Origin of the sequence: Jatrophihabitans endophyticus, from assembly GCF_900129455.1 — a bacterium.
Classification (GTDB): domain Bacteria; phylum Actinomycetota; class Actinomycetes; order Mycobacteriales; family Jatrophihabitantaceae; genus Jatrophihabitans; species Jatrophihabitans endophyticus.
On sequence record NZ_FQVU01000007.1, the window covers coordinates 13,106 to 36,982 of the forward strand.

At 70.5% G+C, this 23,877-nt stretch carries 23 protein-coding genes; 15 read left to right on the forward strand and 8 right to left on the reverse strand.

The annotated features are described in order from the left end of the window. Positions 1–13: 13 nt before the first annotated feature. The 3 genes from BUE29_RS22240 to BUE29_RS22245 all read left to right on the forward strand — a co-directional run bounded on the left by BUE29_RS22240 (position 14) and on the right by BUE29_RS22245 (position 2,632). Entirely contained in the window at positions 14–1,207 is a 1,194-nt protein-coding gene (locus BUE29_RS22240) for a hypothetical protein (protein WP_143168286.1), read from the forward strand. 488 nt (positions 1,208–1,695) lie between these two features. Next, positions 1,696–2,232 (forward strand): rolling circle replication-associated protein, encoded by a 537-nt coding sequence (locus BUE29_RS19935; protein WP_084181532.1) that lies wholly within the window; start codon positions 1,696–1,698, stop codon positions 2,230–2,232. Positions 2,233–2,383: 151 nt separating this feature from the next. Next, positions 2,384–2,632: a hypothetical protein gene (locus BUE29_RS22245; protein WP_143168287.1), complete on the forward strand. Its 249-nt coding sequence runs from the start codon at positions 2,384–2,386 to the stop codon at positions 2,630–2,632. A 439-nt stretch (positions 2,633–3,071) separates the two neighbouring features. On the opposite strand, the gene BUE29_RS19940 is transcribed toward BUE29_RS22245, so the two are convergent. The 4 genes from BUE29_RS19940 to BUE29_RS19955 form a co-directional block, all read right to left on the reverse strand. Further along, complete coding sequence (locus BUE29_RS19940) at positions 3,072–4,475, reverse strand: recombinase family protein (protein ID WP_084181534.1); 1,404 nt, start codon at positions 4,473–4,475, stop codon at positions 3,072–3,074. A gap of 9 nt (positions 4,476–4,484) precedes the next feature. Continuing rightward, complete coding sequence (locus BUE29_RS19945) at positions 4,485–5,636, reverse strand: HNH endonuclease signature motif containing protein (protein ID WP_073392231.1); 1,152 nt, start codon at positions 5,634–5,636, stop codon at positions 4,485–4,487. A 225-nt stretch (positions 5,637–5,861) separates the two neighbouring features. Then, on the reverse strand, positions 5,862–6,221 hold the full coding sequence (locus BUE29_RS19950) for a type II toxin-antitoxin system PemK/MazF family toxin (RefSeq protein ID WP_200800340.1): 360 nt from the start codon (positions 6,219–6,221) through the stop codon (positions 5,862–5,864). Further along, positions 6,184–6,381 (reverse strand): hypothetical protein, encoded by a 198-nt coding sequence (locus BUE29_RS19955; RefSeq protein ID WP_073392357.1) that lies wholly within the window; start codon positions 6,379–6,381, stop codon positions 6,184–6,186. Before BUE29_RS19955 ends, BUE29_RS19950 begins: the two co-directional genes overlap by 38 nt. A 125-nt stretch (positions 6,382–6,506) precedes the next feature. Here BUE29_RS19955 and BUE29_RS19960 point away from each other — a divergent pair, with 125 nt between their 5' ends. The 3 genes from BUE29_RS19960 (at position 6,507) to BUE29_RS19970 (ending at position 8,419) form a co-directional block, all read left to right on the forward strand. Then, the gene (locus BUE29_RS19960) at positions 6,507–6,890 is read left to right on the forward strand and encodes a hypothetical protein (protein ID WP_073392233.1); all 384 of its coding nucleotides are present in this window, start codon (positions 6,507–6,509) and stop codon (positions 6,888–6,890) included. A gap of 33 nt (positions 6,891–6,923) precedes the next feature. After that, entirely contained in the window at positions 6,924–7,862 is a 939-nt protein-coding gene (locus BUE29_RS19965) for a zinc-binding dehydrogenase (protein ID WP_073392234.1), read from the forward strand. A 95-nt stretch (positions 7,863–7,957) separates the two neighbouring features. Continuing rightward, positions 7,958–8,419: a hypothetical protein gene (locus BUE29_RS19970; protein WP_073392235.1), complete on the forward strand. Its 462-nt coding sequence runs from the start codon at positions 7,958–7,960 to the stop codon at positions 8,417–8,419. Positions 8,420–8,447: 28 nt separating this feature from the next. Here BUE29_RS19970 and BUE29_RS19975 read toward each other — a convergent pair whose 3' ends face one another. After that, on the reverse strand, positions 8,448–8,939 hold the full coding sequence (locus tag BUE29_RS19975; protein ID WP_073392236.1) for a GtrA family protein: 492 nt from the start codon (positions 8,937–8,939) through the stop codon (positions 8,448–8,450). An 87-nt stretch (positions 8,940–9,026) separates the two neighbouring features. On the opposite strand from BUE29_RS19975, the gene BUE29_RS19980 reads away from it, so the two are divergent. The 4 genes from BUE29_RS19980 (at position 9,027) to BUE29_RS19995 (ending at position 14,403) form a co-directional block, all read left to right on the forward strand. Further along, a complete protein-coding gene (locus tag BUE29_RS19980) occupies positions 9,027–10,187 on the forward strand; it encodes a 5-(carboxyamino)imidazole ribonucleotide synthase (protein ID WP_073392237.1) in 1,161 nt (386 codons plus the stop codon). Beyond that, complete coding sequence (purE, locus tag BUE29_RS19985) at positions 10,180–10,689, forward strand: 5-(carboxyamino)imidazole ribonucleotide mutase (protein ID WP_073392238.1); 510 nt, start codon at positions 10,180–10,182, stop codon at positions 10,687–10,689. Before BUE29_RS19980 ends, purE begins: the two co-directional genes overlap by 8 nt. 83 nt (positions 10,690–10,772) lie before the next feature. After that, the gene (locus BUE29_RS19990) at positions 10,773–13,427 is read left to right on the forward strand and encodes an alpha/beta fold hydrolase (protein WP_073392239.1); all 2,655 of its coding nucleotides are present in this window, start codon (positions 10,773–10,775) and stop codon (positions 13,425–13,427) included. Beyond that, complete coding sequence (locus BUE29_RS19995) at positions 13,420–14,403, forward strand: ABC transporter permease (RefSeq protein WP_084181536.1); 984 nt, start codon at positions 13,420–13,422, stop codon at positions 14,401–14,403. The genes BUE29_RS19990 and BUE29_RS19995 overlap by 8 nt, the downstream gene beginning before the upstream one ends. Here the strand turns inward: BUE29_RS19995 and BUE29_RS20000 are convergent. Next, positions 14,393–14,932 (reverse strand): CGNR zinc finger domain-containing protein, encoded by a 540-nt coding sequence (locus tag BUE29_RS20000; protein WP_073392240.1) that lies wholly within the window; start codon positions 14,930–14,932, stop codon positions 14,393–14,395. The genes BUE29_RS19995 and BUE29_RS20000 overlap by 11 nt on opposite strands. 67 nt (positions 14,933–14,999) lie before the next feature. Here BUE29_RS20000 and BUE29_RS20005 point away from each other — a divergent pair, with 67 nt between their 5' ends. Both BUE29_RS20005 and BUE29_RS20010 read left to right on the forward strand, forming a co-directional pair. Then, on the forward strand, positions 15,000–15,974 hold the full coding sequence (locus tag BUE29_RS20005) for an EamA family transporter (RefSeq protein WP_073392241.1): 975 nt from the start codon (positions 15,000–15,002) through the stop codon (positions 15,972–15,974). Continuing rightward, positions 15,971–16,594 carry an acVLRF1 family peptidyl-tRNA hydrolase gene (locus tag BUE29_RS20010; protein WP_084181538.1) on the forward strand — a complete coding sequence of 208 codons (624 nt, stop codon included), beginning with the start codon at positions 15,971–15,973 and terminating at the stop codon, positions 16,592–16,594. Before BUE29_RS20005 ends, BUE29_RS20010 begins: the two co-directional genes overlap by 4 nt. Before the next feature lie 68 nt (positions 16,595–16,662). Here BUE29_RS20010 and BUE29_RS20015 read toward each other — a convergent pair whose 3' ends face one another. Then, complete coding sequence (locus tag BUE29_RS20015) at positions 16,663–17,985, reverse strand: UDP-glucose dehydrogenase family protein (RefSeq protein ID WP_073392243.1); 1,323 nt, start codon at positions 17,983–17,985, stop codon at positions 16,663–16,665. A gap of 74 nt (positions 17,986–18,059) precedes the next feature. Here BUE29_RS20015 and pgi point away from each other — a divergent pair, with 74 nt between their 5' ends. Together pgi and gnd are read left to right on the forward strand one after the other, a co-directional pair. Further along, complete coding sequence (pgi, locus tag BUE29_RS20020) at positions 18,060–19,718, forward strand: glucose-6-phosphate isomerase (RefSeq protein WP_200800341.1); 1,659 nt, start codon at positions 18,060–18,062, stop codon at positions 19,716–19,718. 1 nt (position 19,719) lies between these two features. Continuing rightward, positions 19,720–20,739, forward strand: a complete 1,020-nt coding sequence (gene gnd, locus BUE29_RS20025) for a phosphogluconate dehydrogenase (NAD(+)-dependent, decarboxylating) (protein ID WP_073392245.1) — start codon at positions 19,720–19,722, stop codon at positions 20,737–20,739. Positions 20,740–20,794: 55 nt separating this feature from the next. Here the strand turns inward: gnd and gndA are convergent, their stop codons facing one another. Next, positions 20,795–22,237 carry an NADP-dependent phosphogluconate dehydrogenase gene (gene gndA / locus BUE29_RS20030; RefSeq protein WP_073392246.1) on the reverse strand — a complete coding sequence of 481 codons (1,443 nt, stop codon included), beginning with the start codon at positions 22,235–22,237 and terminating at the stop codon, positions 20,795–20,797. A gap of 160 nt (positions 22,238–22,397) precedes the next feature. On the opposite strand from gndA, the gene BUE29_RS20035 reads away from it, so the two are divergent. Beyond that, positions 22,398–23,867, forward strand: a complete 1,470-nt coding sequence (locus tag BUE29_RS20035; protein WP_073392247.1) for a DUF1800 domain-containing protein — start codon at positions 22,398–22,400, stop codon at positions 23,865–23,867. Positions 23,868–23,877: the final 10 nt, after the last annotated feature.

Here is a 23,877-nt window from a genome sequence, read left to right on the forward strand (position 1 = left end):
GGGGGACGTGCAGGTGAGTGACACCAAACTTGAGCTGGCGGGCGGCCAGGACCAGGTCGGCGCAGCGAAGGAGTACTACTTCGCCCGTCTAGGAACGCTCATGGTGACCAGGCCCAAACCTGAGTCTGCTGCTGTGGTCGCTGCCGCAATCGTTCAGAAGCTCAGTGAGGACTCGCGTATACCTGGAACTATTGACGTCGAGGACATTGACGATTTTTGGAGTTCTTGGCGGGGAATGTTTCCCGCTAACAGCTCTGGCGCAAATACAGTACTGACCGGCGAAGATGGGTTTGCTTCAGTCGAATTCAGTGCGCCTATAGTTTTCACACTCCGCGTCGCAGTGCAACATCAACAATCTCACCATGGAACTGATCAGCCTCCTACAGATACTTACGCGGTGGCATGGGACGGACTGACGTTGTTGGTCGTGTGGAAGCAAAAGAGTCGCCACCTTCCGCTCTCCGGGGGTCACATAGCGGCGAAGGTGATCACCGATGCGATCACCGCGGCTGGCTTTGGGTCCTATACGCAAGCATGCAGTCCTGGGTGTGACTATGTGTTCCTACATACGGCAATGGAGGTCTCGGCCGACGCTGCCTCTGAGAAGGCAGAGATCGAGCCAGCGGCCGGCGCCAGTAACAATCGCGTACGATTTACAATCGGATACGACGCTCGCGGAGAGCTCGAGGAAATGGCGCTTTTTGGCTTACTAAGTCTTCGTACGTCGAGCGGCCACTTCGCCGAGGTGAAGAACGTCGGTCGGCGCATTCTTGACATTCGCAATCAGATTCGCGCTGATTTAAGCCACCTGTTAGCGCACAACTATGCGTACGCCTCCGGACGCGCACTGTCGCCGGTCAAACGAATGAAGGCTGCGCGAGCGAACCGCGGCTGGCGTAAAGAGGGCCGCCAACTAATGGCGCGTCTTTGGCTAGCCATGTCTAACGTGGACTCGCTGACCGAGCGTTGGCTCGATAGTTTGCGAAGTCTGCAGGACAGCAGATACGACATCGGGGAAATGTTCCTCTTCGGCTATGACATGCGCTCGGACATTAGTGAGATCGAGGCCATCGATCTGCAACGCGTAGTCGACGCAATGAACCAAGTCGCGTCGACCTTCGACTCGCGCGTATTAGCAGTGTCGACCTCGCTCGGCGCGTTGGGCGGCGCCGTCGCTGGTTCGGTCATCACCGTGGCGTCGCAGTAGGGCCCTTGGTCGTTGCGACACGGAGTTACACGACTGTAAGGTTGCCGCACTTGGCAAACCGGAGCGCAACCCGCAGGGCGGTCCGGGGGTAAGACCTCAATCCGCCGAGTGGACGATCCTCATCATGGTCTGCGGGTGGGTATTGCGCTGACACCCAGACGCGCACATAGAGCGATGGCGTAGCCGCCGAGGTCGATTCGATTCTGGATCGACGTCGGGGAGCGCTCGCAGTGTCCGCACAACCTTCACGGCAGCCGGTGGCTGTGGTGTCGTCGGCTGCGCGAGCTGTCCGTGCATCACAGCTCAGTTCTCGGTGGTCGGCTCGGCTTGTGGCTGGCGCGTTCGAGGCGGGTGGTGGGTTCGTCACGTCGCAGCCTGCGCGTGAACGCGCGCCTGGCGCCGGTGGAACGGTGCGAAGCGGTGAGGAAGGTGCACGGCGTGCGCGGCGTCAGGTACGGCACTACGTGGTGTCGAATCGCTGTGATCGCATGTTGACGCTGACCTATCGCGGCAGCGGGAACCATGATCGCGACCTGTTGGTTGATCATCTGCACGACTTCTGGCGGACGCTGCGTGGCGAGGTCGGGGGGTCGTTCCCGTACTTGTGGGTGCCGGAGCTACATCCTGGCGGCCACGGGTGGCACGCGCACGCTGCGCTCGGGGCGTTCGTTCCGATCCGGACCGTTCGGGCGTGCTGGCCGCATGGCGACCGTATCGATCTTGCGCGTAAGGGCCGGGTCGGCCTGTCGGACGCTGCCGTGGTCGAGCGGGCAAGGATCGCGGCTCGATACATCGGCAAGTACCTGGGCAAAGGGTTCGAGGAGTCGGCGCGGGCGCTGGGCCGTCATCGGTATGAGTGCGCGCAGGGCTTTCAGCCCGAGGTGGAACGGTTCGAGGCCGCCACCCGTGACGAGCTTGTCGGCAGGCTCGACGCGCGGATGGGTGCGCACCCGCTGTTGCGGTCGTGGTTCTCGCTGCCCGGCGACGAGCGGCAGTCGTTCTGGCTGTCCTGGGCGGTGGCGTGATGGCCGAGCACGGGCTCACCCATGAGCAAATCGCTGCAGTGGTCACGGCGTCGCGGCACGCGCAGGGACTGCCGGAGCGGGTCGCCGATCCGGTGACGTTGCGGGCGGTAGCTGTGGTAATCGAGGGCGTACGGAACGAGCAGGGGGCGGCATGACTGAACAGGTGCAGCGGCCGAGGCCGCATGCGAGGCGTGGGGTGCGGTTGAGTGATCTGGATCGGGCCCAGGTGTATCGGATCGGCTACGTGGTGCAGCGGCGTCGGTGGGAGGTGCTCGGTCCCGGCGGCTCCGGGGTGGCGGAGCGCGATGCCGCCGAGCCGGATGCGCCGGACGGCAAGCGCAGCGCGGCCGGCGCGCCGGCCGCAGGCCCGCGCCACGCTGCATCGGAGCCGGCGGGATGAACAGGCAGCAACGGCGGACCGCAGCTCGCGCGGCCGCTCGGGCAGCCGGTCGTGTGCATGGGCTGGATTGCGGGTGTGCGCACCTCGCGGTTCGGGAGGCTGTCGGGCGTTGCGTCGAGTGCGGGGCAGCGTCGTCGATGGTGGTTCCCCCGATGCCGACGAGTCAGGGGGTCGGAGAGTCCTCGCCGCTGAGCTGGTCGTGTACGGCGTGCGGTGGCGAGGTCGAGGGCGTGGGCACCGTGGTCGACGTGTTGGCGTAGAGCGCGTTGGGTCCGCCGCGCGCGGCCACTCCTGAGCCGCCGCCCCGATAGCTGCCAGGACCGGGCGTTCCGGCTCGTGTCAGGGGCCGGAGAGCGAGCTTGCGAGCGTGCCCTTGACGCGCGCCGGGTTGCCCGGACCGTGGGGTAGCGGGGCGGGGGCGGTACGTGACCCGGCAGCGTCAGACGCGCCAGACGATGCCGATCCGGTCGGTGTCGAAGCCGCGTTGGCCGCGTCGCAGGACCGGGCTTATCGTCAGTTGCTCGAACACGGCAGTGATGACTGCTCGCCGCTGGTCGAGGGTCATGGTGTCCCAGTCGCGGCGCAGTCTGATGCCTTGGCCGAGATAGCGGGACAGGTCGCGGTGGCCGTTGTCGGCGGCGAGCCGGTCGCGGTTGGCGGTGATCCGTGCGGTGAGCTTCTTGGTCGCGGTGGTGAGCTGGGTTCTTGTGACCTCGCCGTCGGCGAAGGCTTCGGCCAGCTCGTCGAGGCGTTGCTCATCGGCGGCGAGCTGGTCGGTGAGGGTCGCGGTCTGAGTGGTGCCCTGTTCCAAGCTGCGGAGGCTCGCGGCGAGGTCGGGGCCGTCGAGCGCGGTCAGGGCCAGGTCGCGGGCGTAGTCCTCCATCGGTTCGGCTTTGATCGACACTCGTCCGCAGTTGTGGCCGATCTTGCGGCACTCGTAGGACGGGGTGTGTTCCTTCGGTCGCCCGGACATCGAACCGCCGCACGTCCCGCAGCGCAGCAATCCCCCGGAGAGCAGATAGCGACTCGGGGTCCGCAACGTGCGTCGTGCCGGGTCGTCGAGCAGGTGCCGGATGCGGGCGGTCTGCTCCCGGCTCAGGATCGGAGGCCACTCACCGAGGGCGACGATCTGTCCTTGGTACTCGCGCTGTGCGCTGAGCCGGGCACTGCGCAAGATCTGTCGCAGGCTTGCTGAGTACCAGGGCCCTCGTCCGGTGGCGGTGGGGACGTTGCGGTCGTTGAGTTCGCGGGTCAGGGCGGTCAGGCTCTCCCCAGCCAAGAGCCGGTCGGCGAACTCGCGGATGATTGCGGCCTCGTCCTCGCGAATGGTCATGTGGTCGCGTTCGTAGCCGTACTTGCGGTAGCCGCGGGTGTCGGGTCGGCCCTTCTCGGCGCGCTGTTTGTTCCCGGCCTTCATTCGCTCACTCATCCGCTCGCTCTCGCCGCGCGCGACTGCGCCGACGATGCGGGCTGTCATCCGGCCTGAGGCATCCGACAAGTTCAGCGATCCCGCACGAACAGTCTGCACGGCGACGCGGTTGGCATCGCACAGGCTGATCAGGTCCTCGAGCTCGCGGGTTTGCCGGGTGAGCCGGTCGGTGTGATAACTCAGGATGCCGTCGCGCAGGCCCGTCTTGACGTCGTCGAACATGCGCCGGTACTCCGGACGCAGCTTGCCGCTGAAGGCCGACAGATCGTTGTCGATGTACTCGTCAACGACGGTCCAGCCAAGCTCTCGGGCCAGTCGTCGGCAATCATCGAGCTGTCGCTCTACGCCAAGCGCTTCGCCGGTGACGTCCTTCGAGATGCGCGCGTAGATCGCAGCGGCGCGGGGCATGTACATGATGGCACTTTATCGAATCAACTGATGTTTCAGGTGGTGGTGGCGGGAACAAAGGCATTCCAGGTTGTCGGCGGTGGTCGTGCCGCCGTCCTCCCACGGAATCTGATGGTCGAGCTCGGTCCGTCGCGCCGGACGAGGGCACCGCGGGAAGCGGCAGGTGCGGTCGCGGGCCATGACGAACTCGGCGAGTGGAGCGGCGGGACGGTAGCGGCGGGAGCAGTCGACCAGCTGGCCGACCGGGTCGGTGAGCAGCCGCTGCCACGTGCCGGACGGGTCGGCGGCGATCGCCCGGGCGATCGAGGCGGGGAGCGGTCCGAAGCCGTCGAGCTCGGCCGGCTCGTCGTCCATTCCGAGCAGCGTGGTGGCCGCGACCGTGACCTGGACGGCCGGGCGACGCCCCTGCCATGCCGGCAGCGACGGGTCGGTGAGCTGCTGCGCGGCCAGCCCGACGAGCGCGTCGGCGCGGCGTTGGCCGGCGGTCCGTTCGTCACCGGCCACCCGCCGGCCGGCGACCCCGTTCAGCGCCGCGAGCAGTGACGCCGCGCCGTCGGCGGGCAGCAGCGCCCACAGCTCGGCCATCCCGTCGTTCGTCGGGGTGACGCAGACGCGGCGGTCGATCATTGCCCGCTCGTGCCGCTCCTCGACGCCGGCGGCGTCGCACGACGCGACCGCGCGCCGCACCGACCGGCGGAACGCGGCGGGCGTCTGCTCGGCCGCACCCGACAGCACGCGTTGCTCGACCCGCGTGGCTATGCCGGCGTCGAGCAGCGAGACGGCGTCGACCAGCGCCTGCGCATGACGGCCTGTGATCGCGCCCGACTCCAACATGGCGAGCGTGGCGGGCAGCCGGTCGACCAGCTCGGTGCCCACGTGAGCGCGCTCGGCGACGACCCCGGCCGACAGCCGTAGCGCGCAGCCGATCTCGTCGAGCGCGAAACCCTTCTCACCGTCGGCAGCGACCGTGGCCGCGAACAGCCGGGCCTCCTGCGCGTCGATCCACGACCGCAGCCGCTGCAGCGCCACCAGCGCGTCTACCCGGCCGACCTCGGAGAGCTCGGGCACGTCGAACCCGCCGAACGGGGTCAGGAACCCGTCGAAGGGCGTGGCCTCGGCGGCCCAGGCGGCGAGGTCGTCCGCCGTCGCGACCACCGTTTCGATCATGTGTTCGAGGCTAGCGAGGGGGTACGACAGTTCCGTCCTCAGCCGCAAGGGGTGCCACGAACGGCGCACGAATCTGTGGACGCGCCTGCTGGGCAGCGACGCCGCGCTGATCGGCGATCCACGCGACGAGGTCGGCCCGTCGTCGCGACGGTCGTGCGCCACGAAGGTTGACAGTGCCGGCGCGGTGCTGACAGGAGTCCCGTCGTGGCCGCCGGTGGCCGTGGCCTACACGTCCAGCAGAAGAGACAAGGTCTCGCGGACCTCGCCGAGGATCACCGGCCCGACGTTCCCGGTCTGCTCGTGGATCCGCGCGGTCGCCACCGAGCGCACGTGCTGGCACTGCGCAGCCGAGCGCGCGCCGAGGCCGTTGCCGTCGTCGGGGTCGATGACCACCTCGGCCCCACTCGCCCTGATCGTTCGCGTGAGCGGGACGACCTGCACCACCGTGGGACCGCCACGCAGGACGCGTGCCGCGGTGACGACGACGGCCGGTCGGCGAAGCGCCGCCTCGTTGCCGGCAGGGATTCCCAGATCCAGTTCGACCACGTCACCCGGCGTCAGCATCCAGCCAGGCCCTCTCGTCATCCGTCAGCTCCGTCGCGAGATCGCGGCCCATGGTGTCTTGTCGGAGAGCGCGGACCGCCCGGCTGACGGTCTGGTCGACGGTCTCGTGCCGCTCCGCGGCAAGGCGGGTGAGGCGGGCATGGGTCGCCCGGCTCACCCTGATCGTCGTCGTGTCCGGCATGACCACCACCCTAGATCGTTGTAGACGATTTCATCTACGGCATCGGCCGCGGTGTCAGCCGCGCCGAGACGCCGAGGCTGTGCCACCATCTGGTCCGCACCATCGCGGTCCTGGGAGGGGATGTCGTGGCCGGCCTGCTGACCCGATTCACCGACTTCGCCGCGAGCCCGCCGGTGTGGTCCCGCCTCCTCATCCTGCCGATCGGCGTGCTCGTCGTGGTCGAGCTGGGGTCGAAACGCGGCTGGCCGATGGGGGTCGTGGCCGCGATCGTGTACGGGATCATCGCCCTCGCGATGTGGTTCGACGCGAACGGGGCCTTCGGCGAGTGGTCCCGCCGGCATCCCGTCGCCGAAGGGCTGTTCCTCGGCCCGCTCGCCTTCTTGCTGCTCGCGTACGTCACCTCCTGGTCGCTCTGGACATGCCTGCTGGGCGGCGCGGCGGCAGCGTTGATCGGTGCCGGGTTCGGAGTCCGCCGCGCGCGATCCGACGGGAAACCGATCGACGCTTGACCTCAACCGCGCTCGAACCCCTAGACAGGTGTCATGCGCGTGATCGAGGTGTCCGAGTTCGGCGGTCCCGACGTCCTGACGGTGCGGGAACGACCCGACCCGGAACCGGCGGCGGGCCAGGTACGCATCGACGTGGAGCTCGTCGAGATCATCCATCTCGACACGCAGTTGCGCTCCGGGTGGGGCCAGGCCTACTTCCCGATGCGACCACCGTGGGTGCCCGGCACGGGCGTCGCCGGCACGATCGCCGCGGTCGGTGACGGTGTGCCGACGGATCGCGTCGGCGAGCCCGTGATCGCCCGCACCGGCAACGCCGGGGGATACGCCGAACGGGTGGCGGTCCCGCTGCACGACGTCTACGCGATGCCGAACGGTCTCGACCCGGCGGTCGCGACCGCGGCCCTGCACGACGGCGTCCTCGCGTTGTCGCAGCTCGCGCCCGTGCCGCTCGGCCGGAACACCCGCGTGCTGGTCACCGGCGCGGCCGGCGCGGTGGGGTACTGGTTCGTCCCGCTGGCGAAGCGGGCGGGCGCGACGGTGCTCGGTGCCGCGGGCGGCCCGCACAAGACCGCGGCCGTGGGCGAGCTGGGCGCCGATCAGGTCCTCGACTACGCCGCGGACGGTTGGACGCGCGACATCGCGCCCGTGGACGTCGTCCTCGACGGCGTGGGCGGTGACATCGGCCGGGCCGCGGCCGCACTGCTGCGCCCCGGCGGCCACCTCGGTGCCTATGGTGCGGCGAGCGGGAGCTTCGGTGGCGCGCCCGACCGTGACGACGTCGTGGTCCACGGCATCGACCGCGACGTGGTCGAGGCCGACCGCAGGGAGCTGACCGAGGCCGCGCTGCACCTGCTCGGGACGGGGGTCGTCCGCCCCCGGATCGGGCAACGCGTGCCCTTCGCCGAGGCCGCCCGTGCCCACGAGGCCATCGAGAGGCGCGCGATCGTCGGCAAGTCCGTCCTGGTGGTGTGAGATCACACCGGCGACCCGTGCGCGTCGTGCCACCCGGGTGGACGGCGCAAGATCGGGAGCGACAGCATGAACGTCCCCTCACCGGAGGTGATCGCATGGAACCCGTCACGAACGCCGACACCGAGCTCGCCGCCGTCCGGGCGCGCCGCGCCGAACTGCGCGGAACCCTCGACTACGTGGAGATCACCCTGGCCGCCCCCGCGTACGGGCGCGCGGTCGTGTGGGGCGAGACCGTCCACGACGCCCTCGTCACGCTGGCCGGTGACTTCGCCGCCCACGTCGAGGTCACCGAGGGCCCGGGCGGCCTGCACCAGACGATCCTCACCGGCGACGTCCGGCTGACCCACGGCGTCGACCAGCTCACCGCCGAGCACCAGCAGCTCGCCGCCGAGATCGCCTCGCTGGTCGTCGACAGCGACGGCCCGGTCGGCAAGGAGCACGTCACCGAGCTGCGCGACCGCGCCACGGCCCTGCTCGCGCACCTGATCCGGCACCGGCAGCGCGGCGCCGACCTCGTCTATGAGGCGTACGAGACCGACATCGGCGGCGCCGGCTGACGTCGTCCCGGCCGGCCGGCGTGCGGGCCTACTCGGCGAGCTCCTCGTCGAGGTCGACGGTGCGGGCGTGCACGCGGTCCGGGTGCAGGAAGACGAACCGCTTGTAGGCCCAGAAGCGGAAGATCGTGCCCAGCCCGATCGTGACGACGTTGACGACGAGCACCGTGGCGCTCTCGTGGTCGAAGTCCAGCGGGTACACGAACAGCGCGATGACGAGCAGCGAGAACGCCAGCGTGATCAGGTTGATGCCGAAGAAGTAGGCCGCCTCGCGGCCGAGCCCGGTCCGCGCGCGGTGCGAGAACGACAGGTGCCGGTTGCCGAAGTAGGCGAACGTCGTCGACACGGCCGTCGAGATCACCTTGGCCTTGAGCGCGCCCAAGGACGCGCACAGCGTGAACAAGCCGATGTCGAGGACGAACGCGACCGCGCCGATGACGCCGAACGCGGACAGTTCCTTGATCAGGATGCGCGCGGACCCGCGAAGGCGATCGCGGAGGGAGGACGGGCGCAGGGTGGTCATCGGTTCCGCACCCTAGCCGCCCGACGACGCGAACGTGGTGGCTCGCCCAGCAGTTGCCCAGGCTGGGCGCTCGTTAGGCTGCTGACCGTGGACGAGCGCACCGGACTGCCCGTCGTCGGCATGGTCGGCGCGGGGCAACTGGCCCGCATGACGCACCAGGCCGCGATCCCGCTGGGCCAGTCGGTCCGCCTGCTGGCCGACAGCGCGGACGACGGCGCAGCGCTCGTGGCGCGGGACGTCACCGTCGGCGACTACCGCGAGCTGGCCGACCTGCGCTCGTTCGCACACGGGTGCGACGCGGTCACCTTCGACCACGAGCACGTCCCCAACGCGCACATCGAGGCCCTCGAGGCCGACGGCGTCAACGTGCAGCCGGGGTCCGCGGCGCTGCGCTTCGCGCAGGACAAGCTCGCCATGCGCGAGCGGCTCACCGCGCTCGGCGTGCCGTGCCCGGTCTGGGCGCCGATCACCACCGCCGAGAGCCTGCAGCGCTTCGGCGACGACGCCGGCTGGCCGATCGTGCTCAAGGCCGCGACCGGGGGGTACGACGGCAAGGGCGTCTGGGTCGTCGACTCGGTCGACGACGCCGCGGCGGTCCTGGCGTCGGGGACCCGGCTGCTGGCCGAGGAGAAGGTGGAGATCGTGCGCGAGCTCGCCGCGGACGTCGCCCGCTCGCCGTTCGGGCAGGGCGCCGCCTGGCCCGTCGTCGAGACGGTGCAGCGCGACGGCATCTGCGTCGAGGTCATCGCCCCCGCCCCCGAGCTCGACGACGACACCGGCGAGGCCGCGCAGGCCCTCGCGCTGCGCATCGCGCACGAGCTGGGGGTCACCGGCGTACTGGCCGTCGAGCTCTTCCTCACCGCGCGCGGTCTCGTCGTCAACGAGCTCGCGATGCGACCGCACAACTCCGCGCACTGGACGATCGAGGGCGCGCGGACGTCACAGTTCGAGCAGCACCTGCGCGCCGTGCTCGACTACCCGCTCGGCACGCCCGACCCGACCGCCCGCTGGACGGTGATGGTCAACCTGCTCGGCGGCCCCGAGGACGTCGAGCCCAAGGGCATCGACGAGCGCGTCCATCACTTCATGGCGCACTGGCCCGACGTCAAGCTGCACCTGTACGGCAAGCAGTTCCGTCCCGGCCGCAAGGTCGGGCACGTGACCGTCTGCGGTGACGACCTGACCGCGCTCCGCGAGCGGGCCGCGGCGGCGGCCGACTACCTGATGCACGGGGGACCGCATGACTGACGTCGGCGTGATCATGGGTTCGGACTCGGACTTCGCGGTGATGGGGGCCGCCGCCGAGGCGCTGGCCGAGTTCGACGTCGCGCACGAGGTGCGGGTCGTCTCGGCCCACCGCACCCCCCTGGGCATGACCGACTACGCGCAGCAGGCCGCCGGCCGCGGTCTCAAGGTGATCATCGCCGGCGCCGGGGGAGCGGCCCACCTGCCCGGCATGGTCGCCTCGCTGACCACGCTGCCGGTCATCGGCGTCCCGGTGCCGCTGAAGTACCTCGACGGCATGGACTCGCTGCTCTCGATCGTGCAGATGCCCGCCGGCGTGCCCGTCGCGACGGTGTCCATCGGCGGGGCCCGGAACGCCGGACTGCTCGCCGTCCGCATCCTGGCCGCGCACGACCCGCGCCTCGCGCAGCGGATGACCGAGTTCCAGCACGATCTCGCGGCCGGCGCTGAGGCCAAGAACGAGGCGTTGCAACAGCGGCTGCCGACGGCCCCCGCATCAGGGTGACGCTCGGGGTCCTCCCCGACGTCAGGACACAGTTACCGTCCGTACAGTGACCTGATGGGTGACCGGCAGCGAGCGGACGCAGCGTGACGTTGGGCGCACTACGCGAAAGACTGCGCTCGCGCACCGTACTGATCGTCCTGCTCGGCGTCGTGATCGCGGCCGGGTTGATCACCACCCTCGCGGTCACCGGCGCCGACCCGACCGTCCGCAGCCGGTCGCAGTTCGTCACGGGGACGCCCGAGCCCGACGGCACCGCCGTCCGCCTCGACACGACGCTCTACCTGCCCGAGACCACCCCGGCGCCGGCCGTCCTGCTGACCCAGGGCTTCGGCGGCGACAAGTCGGGCCTGCGCAGCGACGCCGAGCGGTTCGCCCGCTCGGGTTACGTCGTCCTGACCTACACCGCACGCGGTTTCGGCAAGTCCGGCGGCAAGATCCACTTCGCGTCGCCGCGCTACGAGGTCGCCGACGCGAAACTGCTCGTCACCTACCTCTCGCAGCGCGACGAGGTGAAGCGCAGCGGCGGCCAGGCGCAGATCGCCGCGGCCGGTTCGTCCTACGGCGGCGGGCTGTCACTGCTGCTCGCCGGTTACGACCCGCGGGTGAAGGCGGTCAGCGCCGACATCACCTGGAACGACCTCGAGCAGGCGTTCTTCCCTAACTTCGGCGGCACCGGGCCGGGCCCGTTCAAGAAGCTCTGGGTCGGCCAGCTCTTCGGCAACGGCTTCGGCGACCGGACGAGCGGCGGCCTGCAGGCCCTGCTAGGCGGCCGCCGCGAACCGACGGTGAGCGGGACGCCGACCTGCGGCCGGTTCGCCGCCGACGTCTGTCGCGCCTACCAGCAGTCGGCCGCCCGGGGCGCACCGACGGCGGCGCTGCGCACGCTGATGCGCGAGGCGAGCCCGGCGACGATCCTGTCGCGCATCAAGGCCCCGACCCAGCTGACGCAGGGCGAGCAGGACTCGCTGTTCCCGCTGAGCCAGGCCGACGCGAACGCCCGGGGCATCGCCGCGACCGGGACGCCGGTGTCGGTGTCGTGGCGCGCCGGTGGGCACGACAACAGCGCCGCGGGGGGTTCGACCGCCGCCAACAACGCGATCTCGTGGTTCGGCAAGGTCTTCGCCGGTGACGACCTGCGCGGCGCGCAACCGTTCACCTACTCGCAGGACGACGGCGTCATCAGCGCCGAGACCGGTGACAGCGAGCGCTCGACGATGCGCGCGGCCGCGTACCCGACGCTCGCGTTCGGCAGCGGGAAGACCACCGGGTACGCGCTGACCGGGCGGCCGCAGACCGTCTCGTCGCCGGCGGGCGGCGTCCCCGCGGTCATCACGAGCATCCCCGGGCTGGGCGGCATCTCCGGCCGCTTCGACCGCGCGCTCGCGGTGCTGCCCTCCGCGCCGGGGCAGACCGCGCTGTTCAGCACGGCGACGATCGACAACGACACGACCGTCGTGGGCCGCTCGAACGTCCGCATCACCGTCACCGCGCGGAACTCGACCGACACCGTGCTCTTCGCCGGGCTGCGCGACCTCGCCCCCGACGGCTCGTACACGCTGCCCTCGCAGCTCGTGTCGCCGCTGCGCGTCACCGGGCTCACCCCCGGGCAGCCGAAGACCGTCGACGTCGCCCTGCCGACCGTCGTCCAGCACGTGCTGCCCGGTCATCGGCTGGTGCTGTCGGTGAGCACGTCGGACTTCGCGTACGCCGGCCCGGCCGAGCCGCGCAGCTACACCATCGGTCTCGCCGCCGAGGCCACCCCGTTGCGGGTCGCGTCCGGGGTGAAGGGCACCGAGGTGTCCGGCGGGTTCCCGCTCGGCTGGCTGTTCGCCGGCCTCGGCGCGTGCCTGCTCGTCGCCCTGCTCGTGGGAGCGGTGTTCCTGCGGCGCCGCCGGGTGCTGCGGCCGGACCCCGACCTCACCGACGTCCCGGTCAGCGTGCGCAACCTCGTCAAGGAGTACTCCGGCGGGTACCGCGCCGTGGACGACATCAGCTTCCGCGTCGAGAAGGGCCAGGTCGTCGGCCTGCTCGGCCCCAACGGCGCGGGCAAGACGACGGCGCTGCGCGTGCTCGTCGGCCTCATCACCCCGACCTCGGGTGAGCTGCACGTCTTCGGCCAGCCCGTCGCGCCGGGCGCGCCGGTCCTGTCGCGGCTCGGCTCGTTCATCGAGGGCCCGGGCTTCCTGCCGCACCTGACCGGCCGGGAGAACCTGCGGCTCTACTGGGCCGCGACCGGGCGTCCCGACGACGAGGCCGAGTTCACCGTCGCGCTCGACATCGCCGGTCTCGGCGGCTCCATCGACCGCCGCGTCCGCACCTACAGCCAGGGCATGCGGCAGCGGCTCGGCATCGCGCAGGCCATGCTCGGCCTGCCCGAACTGCTCGTGCTCGACGAGCCGACCAACGGCCTCGACCCGCCGCAGATCGCCGAGATGCGTGAGGTCATGAAGCAGTACGCCGACACCGGACGGACGGTCGTGGTGTCGAGCCATCTGCTCTCCGAGGTCGAGCAGACCTGCACGCACGTGGTCGTCATGCACAAGGGCCGCGTGGTGTCGGCCGGGTCGGTCGACGAGATCTCGGGCACCGACGGGGCCCAGCTCGCCGTGGGCGACCCCGCCCGCGCCGCCGAGATCCTGGCCGCGGCCGGCGTCGACGCCGAGCTCGTGCCGGCCCGCCGCTCGCTCGAGGACGTGTTCCTCGAGCTCATCGGGGAAGAGGTGGACGTCAGTGGCTGAGCAGCCGACCGGCACCCAGCACGCCAACGGCCGCGCCGGGCTCGGCCGCGCCACCCGCACGACCGACCGGGAGCTGTCGAAGGTCGCGGCCACGCATCGCGGCGTGCACGACCGGCTCGCCGTGCTCGACCCCGACCGGCCGCACACCTACAACGCGCACCGCACGCTGCGGCTGCGGGTGGAGTTCGTGCGGCAGGTGAAGCGACGCCGGACGCAGGTGTCGTTCGGTCTGCTGCTCGTCCTGCCGATCATCATCGCCTGCGCCTTCCAGTTCGGCGGCGCGGCCGAGGCGGCATCGGACGGCGCGCCCGAGCTCGTCGGACTGGCGACGGCCGGCGGCTACAACTTCGCGCTGTTCACCGAGTTCGCGTCGGTGGGGTTCCTGCTCGTCGTCGTGGTCGCGTTGTTCGCGGGCGACACCGTGGCGAGCGAGGCCAGTTGGTCGTCGCTGCGCTACCTGCTCGCGCAGCCGGTGCCGCGGGCCCGGTTGCTGCGCCAGAAGCTCGCGGTGGCGGGCGTGATGACCGTGGCGGCGAACCTGGTGCTGCCGGTCTGGTCGTTCCTGGTCGGCGGCGTCTTCTTCGGCTTCGGGCCGGCGGTGTCCCCGCTGGGTGGGTCGTTCGGCGGCGGCGGGTCGTCCTGGCGCATGCTCGTCGCGGTCGGCTACATCGTCGTCCAGCTGATGGGCATCGCCGCGCTGGCGTTCTTCCTCAGCGTCTGCGTCGACAACCCGCTCGGCGCGGTCGGCGGCGCGGTGATGCTGACCGTCATCTCGAACATCATCGACCAGATCACCGCGCTCGGCAGCCTGCGCAACTACCTGCTGGCGCACTGGGACTACTCGTGGGTCGACGTGTTGTCCTCGCCCGTCCGCTACGACGACATGATCCGCGGCACCGGCGTGGCGCTCGTCTACATCGCGGTGTTCCTCGGCCTCGCGTTCCTGCGCTTCGACCGCAAGGACATCACGTCGTAGCGCTCGACCGGCGAGCGCGGTAGGCCGCGACGTTGGCGCGGTTGCCGCACCCGAAGTCACAGAAGCGCCGCGAGCGGTTCTTCGACAGGTCGACGAGCACGGACTCGCAGTCGTCTGACGCGCACACCCGCAGGCGGTCGAGCTCCTCCAGGCGGATGACGTCGACGAAGGCCATCGCGGCCTCGACCGCCATGCGGTCGGCGAGCGGGGCGTCCGGGTCGGTGGCGTGGAGGTGGTAGCCCCACTCGTCGTGGGCGACGAGCTGCGGCAGTGCGTGCGACTCCCGCAGCAGGGTGTTGGTGATCGTCACCGCCTCGTCGACGTCGGCGTGCCAGACCGTGCGGAGCCGCGGCCGCAGCGCGCGGACCGCGTCGAGCTCGGACCGGCTGCGGCGGTGGGCGCCGGACCACCGCCAGCTCGTGACGAAGTCGGCCAGCTCGGCGACGCTGTCGAGACCGCCGTTCTCCTCGGTGTTGACCAGCGCGGCCGCCGCGGCGAGGGCCACCTCGGTGTCATGAGCGAAAAGCATCTTGACTCCTTACCGGGCCGGTCGATAGCGTCACGACCGAAATCACTTTAGACCCTTACGGTGGAGGATGACCGTGGCGCTGCGCGGCAGATCGGTCGGGCTCGGGCTGGCGGTCGTCTCGGCCGCGACGTTCGGCACGTCGGGCTCGTTCGCCGATTCGCTCATGGCGTCGGGCTGGACGCCGGGCGGCGCGGTGACCGTCCGCATCGGACTGGCCGCGCTGGCGTTGACGGTCCCCGCACTGTTCGTGCTGCGGGGGCGCTGGCGGTCGCTGCGCACGGGCGCCGCCGACGTGGCCGCGTACGGGCTGGTCGCCCTCGCCGGCTGCCAGCTGTTCTTCTTCAACGCCGTCGAGCACCTGTCGGTCGGCGTCGCGCTGCTGCTCGAGTACTCGGGGACGCTGTTCGTCGTGCTGTGGCTCTGGCTGCGCCACGGGCAGCGGCCGTCGCGGTTGACCGTGGCGGGCGGGCTGATCGCGATCGTCGGCCTGGTGCTGGTGCTCGACCTCACCGGTCCGCAGCGCGTCGATCTCGTCGGCGTTCTCTGGGGTCTCGGCGCCGCCGCCGGCCTCGCGACGTACTTCGTCGTCTCGTCGCACAGCGACGCGCAGCTGCATCCCGTCGCCATGGCGTGGGCCGGCTGCGTCCTCGGCTTCACGGCGCTCGCGGTGTTCGCACTCGTCGGCCTGATCCCGTTCGAGACGAGGGCCGCCGACGTCGACCTCGGGGGAGCCCGGCTCAGCTGGCTCGTCCCGGCCCTCGGGGTGGCGTTGGTGGCGACCGTCGCCGCGTACACGACCGGCATCGCCGCGGCGCGCCGGCTCGGGGCCAAGGTGGCGTCGTTCGTCGGGCTGGCCGAGGTGCTCTTCGCCATCCTGTTCGCCTGGCTGCTGCTCGACCAGCAACCGTCGGTGCTGCAGCTGATCGGTGGTCTCGTGGTGCTCGCCGGGATCGCGCTGGTCCGCGTCGACGAGCGCGACGGGGCGACCGGCGACGACGCGGCACTCGAGATCCCGCTCGCCGGGGCATCATCGTCGGGGTGACCTCACCCCCGGCCGATGCGCGACGTGTGACCGTCGCCCCCGAGCGGCTCGAACGCTGGCTGACCGGCTTCCGCGAGCGGCACGGCGAGACCGAGGAGACGGTGGGCCCGGACCGGGTCGAGCTCGTCGGGGCCGACGGCGACCGCGCCTGGCTCGACGTACCGTTCCCGCCCCTCGTGGGTGACACCGTCGGCGATCTGGTCGCCCACGCCACGCGATCGAGGCGCGTCGGGGTCCTGCTCGTGCGACGCGGCGGGTATGCGGCGGGCGTCTTCGACGGCACGGCGCTGATCTCGTCCAAGGTGGGGTCGAGCTACGTCCAGGGCGGGACGAAGGCGGGCGGCTGGTCACAGCAGCGCTACGCGCGGCGACGGGCGAACCAGGCGGAGGCGGCCTTCGCGACCGCGGCGGACGGCGCCGCCGGGGTGCTGGCCGGCGCCGCGCTGGAGGCCGTCGTCGCCGGGGGCGACCGCGAGGCCGTCCGGGCCGTGCTCGCCGACCGCCGGCTCGCCCACCTCGACCCGACCGGCCCCTGGCTCGAGGTCAAGGATCCGCGGCGGCGGGTGCTCGAGGCGACGCCCGAACAATTCCGCGCCGTGCGGATCAGCCTCGTCCCCTGACGCCTTCCTCGGCGAGTTGGTCGAAAAACCGGGCTCGGTTGCCACCAACTCGCCGAGGAAGGCGGGGGTCAGGGGCGGCCGAGCGCGCGGTACTGCCAGCCCGCCTGCCGCCACTGCACCGGGTCGAGGACGTTGCGGCCGTCGACGATCTTGCGCTGGGCGACGAGCTTGCCGACCACACCCGGGTGCATGAACTTGAACTCGTCCCACTCGGTGAGCAGGAAGACGATGTCGGCGCCGTCGAGGGCGTCCTCGAGCGAGGTCGCGTAGTTGAGCTCCGGCTGCTTCGCGCGCGCCGTCTCGATGGCCTGCGGGTCGTAGATCATCACCTGGCCCTCGCGGCGGCCGATGGCGGCGGCGACGTCGAGGGCGGGGGAGTCGCGGATGTCGTCGGAGTTCGGCTTGAAGGCGGCGCCCAGGGCCGCGACCTTCGCGCCGCGGTAGGAGCCGTCCAGGAGGTCGAGACCGAGGTCGACGGTCCGCGCCCGGCGCCGCTGGTTGATGCTGTCGACCTCGTGCAGGAACGACACCGCCTGGTCGACGCCCAGCTCGCCGGCCCGGGCGATGAAGGCTCGGATGTCCTTGGGCAGGCAGCCGCCGCCGAAGCCGAGACCGGCGTTGAGGAACTTGCGGCCGATACGGGCGTCGTGGCCGATCGCCTCGGCCAGCTGCGTCACGTCGGCACCGGTGGTCTCGCAGATCTCGGCCATTGCGTTGATGAACGAGATCTTGGTGGCGAGGAACGAGTTGGCCGCCACCTTGACGAGCTCCGCGGTCGCGAAGTCGGTGACGACGACCGGCGTGCCGGCCTTGATCACCGGCTCGAAGGCCGAACGGATGGTCTTCTCGGCCCAGTCGCTGTGGACGCCGAGGACGAGCCGGTCCGGACGCAGCGTGTCCTGCACCGCGAACCCCTCGCGCAGGAACTCCGGGTTCCAGGCGAGCTCGACCTCCTTGTTCGGGGCGAGGTCCTGCAGCAGGGCCTCCATGCGTACCGCGGTCCCGGCGGGGACGGTCGACTTGCCCACCACCAGGGCCCTGCGGTCCAAGTGCGGGGCCAGCGAACGGAACGCGGCCTCGACATAGGTCAGGTCGGCGGCCAGCTCGCCCGGTCGCTGCGGGGTGCCGACGCAGACGAAGTGGACGTCCGCGAACTCGGCGACCTCGGCGTAGTCGGTCGTGAAGCGCAACCGCCCGCCGTTGACGTGCTTCTCCAACAGCTCGGGCAGCTCGGGCTCGAAGAAGGGCACCTTCCCGGCGCGGAGCAGATCGATCTTCGCCTGGTCGACGTCGAGGCCGATCACCTCGTAGCCGAGCTCGACCATGCTCACCGCATGGGTCGCGCCGAGGTATCCCGTCCCGATGACCGAGAGCTTGGGCAGTTCGCTCATGAACCCAGGCTAACCGGCCGTCATCGACCGTTCGGGCCGGTCTGGTACGCATTCGGTATGGGCATCCTCACGCCATGGCACGTCACATGACCACTCCCGCTCCGTTGACCGAACGACCCGCCTGGGCCGCGCTACGGGCCCATCACGCCGAGGTGGGCGGCCGCCACCTGCGCGAGCTGTTCGCCGACGATCCGGACCGGGGGACCCGGCTCACCCTGGAGGCCGCGGGCATCTACCTCGACTACTCCAAGAACCGGATCACCGACGAGACCCTCCGGCTGCTGCTGCAGCTCGCCGAGGAGTCCGGGCTGCGCGAGCGCATCGATGCGATGTTCGCCGGCGAGAAGATCAACACCACCGAGGACCGTGCGGTGCTGCACGTCGCGCTGCGCGCCCCGTCCGGTACGCGCATCACGGTCGACGGCGTCGACGTCGTCCCCGCCGTGCACGAGGTGCTCGGTCGGATGGCCGAGTTCGCCGAGCGCATCCGCTCCGGTCGCTGGATCGGGCACACCGGCAAGCCCATCCGCACCATCGTCAACATCGGTATCGGGGGTTCCGACCTCGGTCCGGTCATGGCGTACGAGGCGCTGCGGCACTACTCCCACCGCGACCTCACGTTCCGCTTCGTGTCGAACGTCGACGGCACCGACTTCGCCGAGGCCACCCGCGACCTCGACCCCGCCGAGACGCTGTTCATCGTGTCGTCCAAGACCTTCACCACCCTCGAGACGATGACGAACGCGCAGACCGCTCGCGACTGGCTGCTCGACGCGCTCGGCGACCGGTCCGCGGTGGCGAAGCACTTCGCCGCGGTGTCGACCAACGCCGACGCCGTCAGCGAGTTCGGCATCGACGTCATGAACATGTTCGGCTTCTGGGACTGGGTCGGCGGCCGGTACTCGATGGACTCCGCGATCGGGCTGTCGACGATGATCGCCATCGGGCCGGACGCGTTCGGCGAGCTGCTCGCGGGCTTCCACGAGCTGGACGAGCACTTCCGCACCGCCCCGTTCGAGGCCAACCTGCCGGTGCTGCTCGGCCTGCTCACCGTCTGGTACGCGGACTTCTTCGATGCGCAGACGCAGGCCGTGCTGCCCTACGACCAGTACCTCAAGCGGTTCCCGGCCTACCTGCAGCAGCTGACGATGGAGTCCAACGGCAAGCACGTCACCCTGGCCGGCGAGACCGTCGACTACGCCACCGGCCCGGTGTACTGGGGGGAGCCGGGGACGAACGGCCAGCACAGCTTCTACCAGCTCATCCACCAGGGCACGCTGCTCATCCCGGTGGACTTCCTCGGCTTCGCGCAGTCGCTCAACCCGCTGGGCGAGCACCACGACCTGCTCACCGCCAACGTCTTCGCTCAGGGCGAGGCGTTGGCGTTCGGCAAGACCGCCGAGCAGGTGCGCGACGAGGGCACCGACGCCGACCTCGTCCCCCATCGCGTGTTCGAGGGCAACCGGCCGTCCAACACGCTGCTGCTCGACCGGCTGACGCCCCACGCGCTCGGTACGCTCGTCGCTCTCTACGAGCACAGCGTGTTCACGCAGGGGACCATCTGGTCGGTGAACAGTTTCGACCAGTGGGGTGTCGAGCTGGGCAAGGTGCTCGCCAAGAAGGTGGCCGGCGAGCTGTCGGCCGCCGACGACCCCGACCTCGCGCACGACAGCTCCACCAACGCCCTGATCACCCGTTACCGCGCCGCGCGCCGGTCCGCCAAGGAGTCCTGACATGCAACTGGGAATGATCGGCCTCGGCCGCATGGGTGCCAACATCGTGCGCCGCATCATGCGCGACGGTCACACCGCGGTCGCCTACGACACCAACGCCGACACCGTGAAGCAGCTCTCCGACGACGGCGCGGCCGGCGCCGAGTCGCTCGAGGACTTCGTCGCCAAGCTGGACAAGCCCCGCGTCGCGTGGGTGATGATCCCCGCCGGCATCACCGACAAGGTCGTCGAACAGCTGGCCGAGCTGCTCGACGAGGACGACATCATCATCAACGGTGGGAACTCCAACTACCGCGAGGACTTCGACCGCGCGGCGGCCCTGGCCGAGCGGGGGATCCACTACCTCGACGTCGGCACGAGCGGCGGCGTGTGGGGTCTCGACCGCGGCTACTGCCTGATGATCGGCGGCTCCGACGAGGCGTTCGCGCACTGCGAGCCGCTCTTCGCCAGCATCGCCCCGGGGGTCGGCGACATCGACCGCACCCCCGGCCGCAAGGGCGACCCGGCTCCGGAGGAGCAGGGCTACCTGCACTGCGGGCCGGCGGGCTCCGGGCACTTCGTGAAGATGGTCCACAACGGCATCGAGTACGGGATGATGGCCGCGTACGCCGAGGGGCTCAACGTCCTGCACAAGGCGAACGCCGGCAAGAAGGAGAAGACGCACTCGGCCGAGGAGACCCCGCTCGACCAGCCGCAGTACTACCAGTACGACATCGACATCGCGAAGGTGTCCGAGGTGTGGCGTCGCGGGTCGGTCGTGGCGTCGTGGCTGTTGGACCTCACCGCCGGCGCGCTCAACGGCAACCCGAACCTCGACGGCATCGCCGGGCGCGTGTCCGACTCCGGCGAGGGGCGCTGGACGATCAAGGCCGGCATCGACGAGGGCGTCCCGACCCCGGTGCTCGCGGCGTCGCTGTTCGCCCGGTTCTCCAGCCGTGGCGAGGCCGTGTACGCCGACAAGCTGCTCTCGGCCATGCGGCAGGCCTTCGGCGGCCACGTGGAGCTGCCGACCGGCGAGTGAGCCGCCGAGCGCGGTGGGTTGTGCCCGTCGGCGGGCGCAACCCACCGCGCTCCGGTCAGGCGTCGTGCTGCAGCGCGTCGCCGGCCCACTCGATGTGGAACATGCCGTCGCGGTCGATGCGGCGATAGGTGTGGGCGCCGAAGTTGTCACGCAGGCCCTGGATGAGGGCGGCCGGCAGCCGTTCGCGACGCAGCCCGTCGAAGTAGGACAGCGACGAGGCGAAGGCCGGGACCGGAATGCCCGCGAGCGAGGCCTGCGAGACCACCTGGCGCCAGGCGTCCAGCCCGTTGCGGACCGCGTCGGCGAAGTAGGGCGCCACGAGCAGGCTGGGCAGGTCGGGGTCGTCGGTGTAGGCGTCGTGGATGCGATCGAGGAACCGGGCCCGGATGATGCAGCCGCCCCGCCAGATCATCGCCATGGCACCGGGGTCGACGTCCCAGTCGTACTCGACGCTGCCGGCCTTGATCTGGTCGAAGCCCTGTGCGTAGGCGACCACCTTCGAGGCGTAGAGCGCCAGCCGGACGTTCTCGATGTACTCGTCGCGGTCGGACGCGTCGAGTTCGCCGGTCTCGGTGCCGAACGCGTCCCGGGCGGGCCCGCGCTGCTCGGCGTGCGACGACAGGGCACGGGCGAAGGTGGCCTCGGCGATGCCGGTGATGGGCACGCCGAGATCGAGCGCGCTCTGCACCGTCCACCGGCCGGTGCCCTTCTGCTCGGCCTGGTCCACGACGACGTCGACGAACGGCGTGCCCGTGTCGGCGTCTTCCTGGGCCAGCACGACCGCGGTGATCTCGATGAGGAAGCTCTCGAGGTCGCCCTCGTTCCAGGTACGGAAGATGTCGGCGATCTCGGCCGGCGTCGCGCCCAGGCCTTCGCGCAGCAAGTCGTAGGCCTCGGCGATCAACTGCATGTCGGCGTACTCGATGCCGTTGTGCACCATCTTGACGAAGTGCCCGGCGCCGTCCGGCCCGACGTGGACGCAACACGGCTCGCCGTCGACCTCGGCGGCGATGGAGCGGAAGATCGGCCCGAGCCGGTCCCACGCGTGCCGCGAGCCGCCGGGCATGATCGACGGCCCGTTCAGCGCGCCCTCCTCGCCGCCGGAGACGCCGCAGCCGACGAAGTGGATGCCCTTGTCGCTGAGCTGCTGCTCCCGGCGCCGGGTGTCGGCGTAGTGCGCGTTGCCGCAGTCGACGATGATGTCGCCCTCGTCGAGCAGCGGGACGAGCTCATCGATGACGGCATCGGTCGGAGCGCCGGCCTTGACCATGACGATGATCGCGCGGGGCTGCTCGATCGAGGCGACGAAGTCCTCGAGCCGCTCGGAGGGGACGAAGGTGCCCTCGTCGCCGTGCTCGGCCACCAGCGACTCGGTACGGGCATGGGTGCGGTTGTGCAGCGCGACGGTGTGCCCGTTGCGGGCCAGGTTGCGGGCCAGGTTGCGGCCCATCACCGCGAGGCCGGTGACGCCGATCGTGGCTGATGGTTCGGTGCTCATGAGACCAACGTAATCGGGCCGAAAAGCGAACCGAGCCCCGGCGGTTGCTGGCGCCGAGGGCCGTCTCACGCTAATCTCACGTCTGCGCGGGGAGCGTCAGTGGCCGGCTGCGGGACGCCGGTCGATTCCGAGAGGTTCGGCCCCCGCCCATGAGCTACTCATGACCGCCCGCGTCTACCCCACGATCGCGGCCGCCGTGAAGGCCGCGAAACGCACCGCCGTCGCGCCGCTGGCCTGGGACCCGGTCGACCACCTCCTGTCGCGCTTCTCCTTCGGCTCGACCACGTCGTCGCGCTCGTACGTCACCAAGCGCGGCCCCGACGCCTGGTACGACCTGATGGTCTCGCGGGCCCGCAGCTACCCCGGCTACTCCGGCCACCCGGCCGTCGCCGCCCAGGGGCCGCTCCTGGGCATGACCCCCTACGACCTGCGGCAGTGGCTCAAGAGCAACAACCGCGAGTACGGCTGGGACGCGATGGACCAGCTCACCCGCGTCACGCTGGGGCTGCAGGCCTGGAGCGGGTCGCAGCTCGCCGAGGTGCTGGTCGACTTCTTCAGCAACCACCTCAACGTGCCGAACCACAACGGCGACGTCTGGGTCACCCGCCACGCCTACGACCGCGACGTCGTCCGCAAGTACGCGACCGGCTCGTTCACCAACATGCTGCTCGCCTCGTCCAAGCACCCGGCGATGCTGACCTACCTGAGCCTCAAGGACTCGACCAAGGGTGCGGTCAACGAGAACTACGGCCGCGAGCTGCTCGAACTGCACACGGTGGGGCTGCGCTACAGCGAGAACGACGTCAAGAACGCCGCACGCCTGCTCACCGGACGGACGCTGACCAACAGCTTCCACTACGTCTTCGACGACTACGTGCATCCCACCGGCAAGGTGACGGTGCTGGGCTTCACCCACGCCAACAGCAACGCGGCGGCGGGGGAGAAGGCGGGCGACGACCTGCTGCGCTACCTCGCGTCGCACCCGTACACGGCGCAGAACCTCGCCCGCAAGATGTGCGTCCGCTTCGTCTCGGACTCGCCGTCGACCGACCTCGTCAACGCCGTGGCCAAGGCCTATCTCGACGGCCGGACGCAGATCCTGCCGATGGTGTCGACGATCCTGCGTTCGGTCGAGTTCTGGCAGAGCCGCGGCAAGAAGGTGCGCCGCCCCGCCGAGAACCTGCTCGCGACCGTGCGTGTGCTGGGCATCGGCGCGAGCAGCTGGAAGGACGCGCTCAACACGCTGACCTGGGTCAGCGGCGGCATGGGCCATACGCCGCTGGAGTGGGCGGCCCCCAACGGCTACCCGGACGTCGCGGCCGCCTGGCGCTCGCCCGGCGCGCTGCTCAAGACGTGGGAGCAGCACGTGGCGCTCACCGGCGGCTGGTGGGGCGGCCTGACCAAGCCCGACGTCGCCGCGCTCTACGGCGACGCGAAGACCAGCGGCGAGGCCATCGCCGCAATGGCCAAGCGGCTCACCGGCACGACGTGGACGGCCGACCACCTCGCCGCCGTGCAGACGGTCGCCGGCGAGCCCGCCGCGACCGCGATCGGCCGGTCGCGCCTCAGCTGGCTCGGCTACTACGTCGCCGCCGTCATCCTCGACGGCCCCCACCACGCGCTGCGTTGAGAACGGACGA

Excerpts from the sequence above, each read along its gene's own strand:
- BUE29_RS19935 (WP_084181532.1), top strand. The coding sequence starts at position 1,696 with ATGTTGACGCTGACCTATCGCGGCAGCGGGAACCATGATCGCGACCTG.
- BUE29_RS22245 (WP_143168287.1), top strand. The coding sequence starts at position 2,384 with ATGACTGAACAGGTGCAGCGGCCGAGGCCGCATGCGAGGCGTGGGGTG.
- BUE29_RS19940 (WP_084181534.1), bottom strand. The coding sequence starts at position 4,475 with ATGTACATGCCCCGCGCCGCTGCGATCTACGCGCGCATCTCGAAGGAC.
- BUE29_RS19945 (WP_073392231.1), bottom strand. The coding sequence starts at position 5,636 with ATGATCGAAACGGTGGTCGCGACGGCGGACGACCTCGCCGCCTGGGCC.
- BUE29_RS19950 (WP_200800340.1), bottom strand. The coding sequence starts at position 6,221 with ATGACGAGAGGGCCTGGCTGGATGCTGACGCCGGGTGACGTGGTCGAA.
- BUE29_RS19955 (WP_073392357.1), bottom strand. The coding sequence starts at position 6,381 with ATGCCGGACACGACGACGATCAGGGTGAGCCGGGCGACCCATGCCCGC.
- BUE29_RS19965 (WP_073392234.1), top strand. The coding sequence starts at position 6,924 with ATGCGCGTGATCGAGGTGTCCGAGTTCGGCGGTCCCGACGTCCTGACG.
- BUE29_RS19970 (WP_073392235.1), top strand. The coding sequence starts at position 7,958 with ATGGAACCCGTCACGAACGCCGACACCGAGCTCGCCGCCGTCCGGGCG.
- BUE29_RS19975 (WP_073392236.1), bottom strand. The coding sequence starts at position 8,939 with ATGACCACCCTGCGCCCGTCCTCCCTCCGCGATCGCCTTCGCGGGTCC.
- purE (WP_073392238.1), top strand. The coding sequence starts at position 10,180 with ATGACTGACGTCGGCGTGATCATGGGTTCGGACTCGGACTTCGCGGTG.
- BUE29_RS20000 (WP_073392240.1), bottom strand. The coding sequence starts at position 14,932 with ATGCTTTTCGCTCATGACACCGAGGTGGCCCTCGCCGCGGCGGCCGCG.
- BUE29_RS20005 (WP_073392241.1), top strand. The coding sequence starts at position 15,000 with ATGACCGTGGCGCTGCGCGGCAGATCGGTCGGGCTCGGGCTGGCGGTC.
- BUE29_RS20015 (WP_073392243.1), bottom strand. The coding sequence starts at position 17,985 with ATGAGCGAACTGCCCAAGCTCTCGGTCATCGGGACGGGATACCTCGGC.
- pgi (WP_200800341.1), top strand. The coding sequence starts at position 18,060 with ATGGCACGTCACATGACCACTCCCGCTCCGTTGACCGAACGACCCGCC.
- gnd (WP_073392245.1), top strand. The coding sequence starts at position 19,720 with ATGCAACTGGGAATGATCGGCCTCGGCCGCATGGGTGCCAACATCGTG.
- gndA (WP_073392246.1), bottom strand. The coding sequence starts at position 22,237 with ATGAGCACCGAACCATCAGCCACGATCGGCGTCACCGGCCTCGCGGTG.
- BUE29_RS20035 (WP_073392247.1), top strand. The coding sequence starts at position 22,398 with ATGACCGCCCGCGTCTACCCCACGATCGCGGCCGCCGTGAAGGCCGCG.